Here is a 7,417-nt window from a genome sequence, read left to right on the forward strand (position 1 = left end):
ACAAAAGATCATCGAGTTAATACCATAAGCAAAAATAAAAAAATTAAGGATGCCGGTAAACACCGGAATCCTTAATACTATCTCCCTTTTATTCCTTGCCAATACTTACGCCAAACCTTATCAATCTTGTCAAGCTTCTGATCTTCCGTCAGATCAGACATGAATACATTCATGAGTGAATATAGACCCTGTCTTAAGCTATAGTAAGAAAGCAAAATTTCTTCCGGCGGGTCTTTCTGGATTAATCCTTGCCTAATGCCATCCTGGATTATCTCTTTGTATCTCTCACCAAGTCCCATTTCATGGTTTAGCGCCCGCGTCAACAGTCTATCCTTTAAGGCAACCGGCGGGAAAAACATTACGCGAATCCAAAAGGTTCTCGCGGCCGGCCCTTCTTGATTAGAAGTGTTCTGAGTGCCCATCAGATACTTCTTAAAGAGATAATACAGTCGCTCTGGTGGCAACATGTTTTCTGATTCTGACAAAACCTGCTCCATGTAATTATGATATTGACTCTCAAGATCTTCGTATATCTCCCAAAAGAGTGCTTCTTTACTGGTAATAAATGCATAAAGTGATGATTTTTTAATTCCCACTCCAGCCGCAATCTTCTCCATACTTGTTGCATCATAGCCATTGTTAGCAAATAGGCTAAGAGCAATGTTTTTAATCTTGACTTTGGTTTGACTGCTCACCATTAACCTCCATAACGACCAGTTGTTAGGTAAATTGTATTTCACATAATGGTGAAAGTCAACGCTGGAACTATAGGAGTTCATCCCTATAATTTACTTTCTATTATTTCACAAAACTTGTCGGTTAGTATTGGAAATTATGGGAATATGTAGAAGGAGATTCAGTACCTATCTAGAAAAATAGATTTATACTCCAAATAAATTGGTACTATGCTGTAAGAGCTCTTCTACACAATATAGAGTAAGGTTACGGGAGGTCCTTCCATGTCTATGGACGCCGCTTTAACCACGAATATCATCGCGAGTACATTAATGGTTTTGACCTACACCTATCTTTACATCCAATACAAGCATAGCTACCTGGCAAAATGGATGGCTGCATGGGTTATACATGAAATCCGGATCATTTTTTTTGAAATTGCTTTTATCGAACAGTCCTCACTGATACTAGGAGTTTTATATGGAGTTTTTGTTTTCGCACATTGCCTGCTTCTAACGGCTGGTACAATGGAGTTGGCAGGAAGAAGATTCTCTATTGTTTGGTTGTCAGGATGCGTATTCGTCCTGATCTTTTCTGTAATTGGAAGATTAATTGGTTTACCGGCTGAGGTCTATTTGCTGCCTGGCGCAATTTATATTGCATTTGCATATGTCAGTACCGGGAAAGTTGTCAGTCAAATGAACATTAGTGGTCTGGGAATTTGGCTTACTGCAGGAGGCTTTTTTCTGCTTGGCGTCCACGCATTTGACATGCCGTTTTTATTCCAAATTAGGTGGTTTGCTCCCTGGGGCTATCTGATAGATGCATTACTTCGTTCAACAGTTGCAATCGGTATCGTATTTATTTATTTTGAAAAAGTCAGAGTTGAACTTGCAGAAAAAGAAAAGTACTATCGTCTGTTAGCAGAAAACGCTACTGATGTTATTTACCGGTATCAATTGACTAGTCCTGTTGGATTCGAATACATTAGTCCTTCTGTGAAAAAGCTGATTGGCTATGATCCTATTTCTATAAAAACGCTGCGCGATGTTATACGCATCATTCATCCAGCAGACCACGGAAATTTTAAGAAACTGATTAAGTCACCAATCGTTCTTAATGAGTTTGCCACACTACGGGTGGTACATAAAAACGGTGACATTCTATGGGTAGAACCAAAGCAGAACATTGTCACTGGCTCAGATGGTCAACTTCTTGCAGTTGAAGGAATTATGCGTGATATTACTAAGCGAGTCTTGTTGGAACAGGATGTATCGCGTCTTGACCGGTTGAACATTGTTGGCCAAATGGCTGCGAATCTCGCGCATGAGATTCGCAATCCCCTGACCACTGTGCGCGGCTACTTGCAGATGTTTGGTAACAAACGTGAGTTTCAGCATTATAAAGAGCAGTTTACCTTGTTACTTGACGAACTTGACCGAACCAACCATATTATTACCGAATATCTCGCGTTAAGTAAAAATAAAAGTATTGATATGAAAAAATGTAAACTTAATGAGATTATATTAACGATCTATCCTTTGGTTCAGGCTGATGCTGTTTCCTCTAATATTGAAACAATCCTTGAGCTTGGCGAAATTCCGAACCTGTATCTTGATGCCAAAGAAATAAAACAGCTTATACTCAATTTTACCCGTAACGCTGTCGAAGCTATGCCGTCTGGAGGAAGACTAACCATTAAAACCGCTGTCAACGGTAATGAAATTACACTGAGCGTCTCTGACCAGGGTACAGGCATTCCCCAACAGGTTCTGGATAACCTGGGCAAGCCATTTCTCACAACCAAAGAAACCGGTACTGGCCTGGGTATGGCCATCTGCTATCGTATTGCTCATAGACATAATGCTAAACTTGAAATTGACACTGGATCGGCCGGGACGACAATTCATATAAGGTTTCCAAGCACCTAGTACACCGTAAGAAAGAGGCCGAAAGGCCTTTTTTTTTTCGCCTCACACTCATCTGACATGAGTGATGGGGCGGGAAGGTTAACAACGTTATGGAGGTGATTTTTATGTGAACTTGCTATTAATCTTGCCCGTTATTACACGTCGATTAAAAAAGTGAAGGAGTGACAAACAATGTTAAACAAACAACTGAAACTAGAATCTGACTTGAAATGGGAAAATATTAAAATCCTTGACGCTTATACTGAAGAAGAAAAACAGGCTATCTATCATTTTCGTTACCAAATTCATATTAAAGAAATGAATCGTATTATTCCCAGTACCGATCACTTCCGGAAAGTTATAATTGATGAACTAGACTCATGGAGTCAACTAGCCTACGCCAAATTATCAGATGGACGTATTATCGGTACAGTCAGGGCAACCTTTGGTAAAGCTAGTGACTTTCCGACCGAATTAGCACGTACCTTTCAACTCAATCGCTTCCAGAATTTCAATCCGAATAGTAAAAATATCTGCTTTGGCACCAAAATGATGGTTGATCCCTTATATCGAAAGACCCCTGTATTTTTTCGCCTGTTAGCAAGATGCTATGAATTTCTAAGAGAGCATAATATTCAGTTTAATTTGAGTGGCTGCAATCCATACCTTCTCCCCATGTATGAGCAATTGGGATATCAATCTTTTGCAGCTGGCTTTCAAGATCCAGGGTACGGATTTGTTGTTCCCATTTTACTTATGCCTGAAGATATCGAACATCTAATTGCTATTCGCTCACCCTATTTACGCATCGCCAAAAAGTACACTAATTCAACTGCGGCCAGAGACTGGTATCTAACTAACTTCCCTGAGGCCTCCCGCTTTCCTGTTAACCTTTTTACCAGTGACCAGGCACGATGGGATTTCGTTACACAGCATGTTGGTGATCCCTTATCCGGTTTAGATGTTCTGGTTAATTTAAATGAAGCCGAAGCTAAGGGCCTGCTTCGTATAGCTACTCCGGTCGAATGCCGACAAGACAGTGAGTTTATCCGTCAGGGTGATGTGTGCAACGAACTTAACCTGCTTATTGCGGGAAAAATGCGTATTACCGATCAAACAGGATATGTTCACTATGCTAAGGCTGGTAATGCCTTTGGCACAGTAGGACTGTTTGCCCAGACTCATCACCAGTTTGATGCAACGGCTGTTACTGATTGTGAAATATTGACGATATCCAGGTTTTCCTTTGAAAAGCTTCAGCGTTCCTGGCCGGAAATTGGTACGAAACTGCGTCTTAATCAATATAAGGAGGTAAAATAAATGAAACCCACCCCGGATATACTTCTGATTAACAGTTATGCCCCACGTCAGCGGGTGGTTTCAGATGCTGCCCTTGAAAACAGCTTGGTTATTCTTCGTACCTATCTGGAGAGTAAAGGGATTCAGGCTGAGATTATCGATGATCAAAGAGTAACCACTTTGGAGAATGGTGTACCACAGTGGTGCCTGCAGCTCTTAAAAGTCATGACGCGGTTGTTAATGAAAACCTACCGACTCAAACCGGTTGCTGCCGGTCTGTTACTTGCGGCTTGGCCGTTGCAGGCCTATGCCCTCCAGTGCAGGCGCGAATATCTGCGTAACAGGCTGCGCGATATCGCCGTCGACCTAAAGAACAGGCACATTCCAATCGTCGGCCTCAAGCTATGGTATGGTGAAGCCTATACCTGGTGCCGTGAACTAGCCACTGAAATCAGGCGGCATAGCCCGGAAACAGTCATTATAGCAGGCGGGCCGCAGGTTAAAGTATATGGAGATTTCGTACTTTCGCACTCAGAATTTGATCTCGCCATCATGGGTCCTGGTGAAGAAATTCTTGAAAAGATTATTACTTTATATCGGCAAACCCAGTCTAAAAGCGTTTTTCTTGAGCAAGTCCACGAGCAACTGGGGGGACGGTTGCTAAAAACAGGTGGATTTGCCGGCAATCAGAACGATGTTATCCGGGGATTGGCGGCCCAAACAATTCCCAACTATCACAACGCCGATCTTGACGACAAAATTCTTTTTCACACAATTGTCGACGGTGTTGGTTGCAGTTGGAATAATTGCAACTTTTGCTCCCATACCCGCTGCGCTGTTCCTTTTACGCCACGACCTGTGGAGGATATTATTACTGAGATTAAAGCAATGCTCCAACGCGGAATATCATTCTTCCGGTTTAGCAGTTCAGAAACGCCGATGGCTCATGGGCGGAAAATTGCCGAAGCTATTTTAACACATGGCCTGAATATCCGTTTTTCTATGTTTGTTCGTGCCGCCAACGTAAGTGAGGAGACTTTGGCAACCTATCGCCTCCTGATTCAGGCTGGTCTCAGGGCTGTATTTATGGGCGGTGAAACCGGACATGACGGAGTTAACCGGGAAATAATGAATAAGGGGGTCGAGCGAAAAGATATTATTAATACGATCGCTACTATTCGCCTGGCATCTGACGCAGTCAGTTTGCCTTGCCGGGTCGGACTCTCGCTGATTTATCCCTGCCCATTGCCACCAGGGATTGCTATGGAAGAAGTCTTTCAGGCCAATATAACCTTAATTGATGCAGCACTGCCGGATACGGTTATTGTGAATCCTCCCGGACCTTTCCCGGAAACAAATTGGTATAAGGAGGCCGATAAATTTGGTTTCAGATTCTCTGATGGTGCCGCGACCTTTACCCAACGATTCATGGAATATGAATACTCAATTTATAAGCCTGTTGAATTCTGGGATGATCTGGGCTCCTCGCTTAACGATATGGAAAGTAAAACAGTGCTAAAGGAGACCGGAAAACTCCGGGCATACGCGGCAAGCCTTGGTATTCCCACAGATATTTCAGATGAATACCTAATGATGACTGAGGCAATTGGCCTTCAGTCCAAACTCGATCTCGTCCGGTTTAAACAAAAAACGTTGCTTGACATTATTAGCGGCAGTACCGATTATACCCGGGAGATTACAGCTTCCATTAATGCCGCCAGCCGCCAGCTGGCAAGAACCTATACCGAATAGACGTCCTTAACTCAGCAGGTACCGTAAGGTGCCTGCTTTTTTTATATGCATTCCACAAACTAAAAAAGTCACTCCTTGTGAGTGACTCAGATAATCCGCTATAAAGTAAAGAGCCCGCAATGATCTACGCTACAGCCTACACCGATCATTACATACCTATACGCAGACTTTCGCCTACCCACAAGCATTACACAACCGATGCAAACCTTTGCTCGACTACCACAGATAGCTACTGAACCGCCTGCAATCTCACGACTGCAAACGACCCCTATTATTCGCAACCCATAGCAGTCTTAGCTCGACCAACATAAATCCCTTGGGACCACACGGCAACAGTTGGGCTACCGTACAGCCTTTCGAGACCCATGCCAGTCTTCCCGCCGACTAACGCCGAACCTTGCGACCCGACGCCAATCTTTGGCCGACCAATACCGAGCCCTTTCAGACCCGATACCAGTCTTGGCTCAACCATTACAGACCCTTTACACTGATAGTATCTGCCGATTAAGCTAGTTAATACCTGGAAATATATTACATCTCAGGTTAACTCTTTTTTAAATTCTCTACCCTCTTTAAATATCTGGCCCACTTCATGCCCCAAGTTAAAGTAAGCTGACCCCATCATAATTATCGGGTTAACTTTTAGCGGATCTAATTTTCCGTCTGTCAGACATTGCTCATTGCCATATACAGCCACAATCTCGCCAAAGAACATCTCAAACCCAAACATTGGTACCTGATTAATGACTTTACACAGCATGTTCATCGGGCACTCTTTGATCATTGGTGCTCTGCCAAGATCATCATAGAAGGATGTAAATAAATTTGACTTGTCTATATTCTTTCCTGATACTACACCGCAATAATCTGTTTTTCGAACCGTCTCTGCCGAGGGTATATTGACACTGAAAAAACCGGTCTCTTTGACCCCCTTGATCGAATAATGGGTACTTTTTAGGGATATATAAAGTACAGCGTCAAGACTTACTACTCCACAGGCCCCTATTGTAACATAATTGGGCCTGCCATTGACTTCTACTCCGGCAAGCACGGTTGGAAATGGGCCAATTGGCCTGTTGGGCAGCTTAATTTTTTCCATTGAATGCCCCCTTTTTTGAACAGCCCTTTACACTGATAGTATCTACAGACTAAACAATCCGATACCTGAAGATATGTTATATAATGATTATTTCAGCGGCTGTTTTGGGGCATTGTTGACAATCCACGTTGCAAATGCCTGCAAAAACTTTTGTAAAAACTCGCGAGTATTATCACTACTAAGAACCCCATCAGCGTCAAAAAGGGTAGCAACATTTCCGATATAGGCCTCAGGCTGCTGCATAACAGGAACATTCAGGCAGACAAGTGACTGCCTGAGATGGTGATTAGCGCCAAAAGCACCTATTCCGCCAGGTGATACACTCACTACCGCACCGGGTTTGCCATCCCATACATTTTTGCCATATGGCCGTGAGCCGATATCTATAGCATTTTTGAGCACTGCAGGGACAGAGCGGTTATACTCAGGGGTTATGAAAAGAATTGCATCATAGCTTTTCACGCGTTCACGGAGAGCTGTCCATGCTGCAGGCGGGTTACCCTCGTCATCGAAATCCTGGTTGTATATTTCCAGCCCGGCTATTTCGATTTCTTCCATCTCAAAGGCTTCAGGAGCCAGCAGCTGTAATGCCTTCGCAATTTTCCGGCAAAACGATTCCTTGCGCAGACTGCCTACAAGAACCCCTATTCTCTTTTTCGTCATATGTATTCCTCCTCTATTC

7 protein-coding genes are annotated in these 7,417 nt (G+C 43.2%); 3 read left to right on the plus strand and 4 right to left on the minus strand.

Going from position 1 to position 7,417, the window contains the following annotated elements:
* Nucleotides 1–77: 77 nt before the first annotated feature.
* Nucleotides 78–698, minus strand: a complete 621-nt coding sequence (locus VN447_RS04255) for a TetR/AcrR family transcriptional regulator (RefSeq protein ID WP_325523149.1) — start codon at nt 696–698, stop codon at nt 78–80.
* A gap of 261 nt (nt 699–959) precedes the next feature.
* Between VN447_RS04255 and VN447_RS04260 the strand changes: the two genes are divergently transcribed.
* From VN447_RS04260 to VN447_RS04270, 3 genes are all read left to right on the plus strand, one after another.
* Complete coding sequence (locus VN447_RS04260) at nt 960–2,606, plus strand: ATP-binding protein (protein WP_325523151.1); 1,647 nt, start codon at nt 960–962, stop codon at nt 2,604–2,606.
* A 171-nt stretch (nt 2,607–2,777) separates the two neighbouring features.
* Nucleotides 2,778–3,905, plus strand: a complete 1,128-nt coding sequence (locus VN447_RS04265; RefSeq protein ID WP_325523153.1) for a cyclic nucleotide-binding domain-containing protein — start codon at nt 2,778–2,780, stop codon at nt 3,903–3,905.
* The gene (locus VN447_RS04270) at nt 3,906–5,636 is read left to right on the plus strand and encodes a B12-binding domain-containing radical SAM protein (protein ID WP_325523155.1); all 1,731 of its coding nucleotides are present in this window, start codon (nt 3,906–3,908) and stop codon (nt 5,634–5,636) included.
* A gap of 271 nt (nt 5,637–5,907) precedes the next feature.
* Here VN447_RS04270 and VN447_RS04275 read toward each other — a convergent pair whose 3' ends face one another.
* From VN447_RS04275 to VN447_RS04285, 3 genes are all read right to left on the minus strand, one after another.
* The gene (locus tag VN447_RS04275; RefSeq protein WP_325523157.1) at nt 5,908–6,108 is read right to left on the minus strand and encodes a hypothetical protein; all 201 of its coding nucleotides are present in this window, start codon (nt 6,106–6,108) and stop codon (nt 5,908–5,910) included.
* 66 nt (nt 6,109–6,174) lie between these two features.
* Nucleotides 6,175–6,735, minus strand: a complete 561-nt coding sequence (locus VN447_RS04280; protein WP_325523159.1) for a flavin reductase family protein — start codon at nt 6,733–6,735, stop codon at nt 6,175–6,177.
* 87 nt (nt 6,736–6,822) lie between these two features.
* Entirely contained in the window at nt 6,823–7,398 is a 576-nt protein-coding gene (locus tag VN447_RS04285; RefSeq protein ID WP_325523161.1) for an NAD(P)H-dependent oxidoreductase, read from the minus strand.
* Nucleotides 7,399–7,417: the final 19 nt, after the last annotated feature.

Source organism: Sporomusa sp. (assembly GCF_035561155.1).
Classification (GTDB): domain Bacteria; phylum Bacillota; class Negativicutes; order Sporomusales; family Sporomusaceae; genus Sporomusa.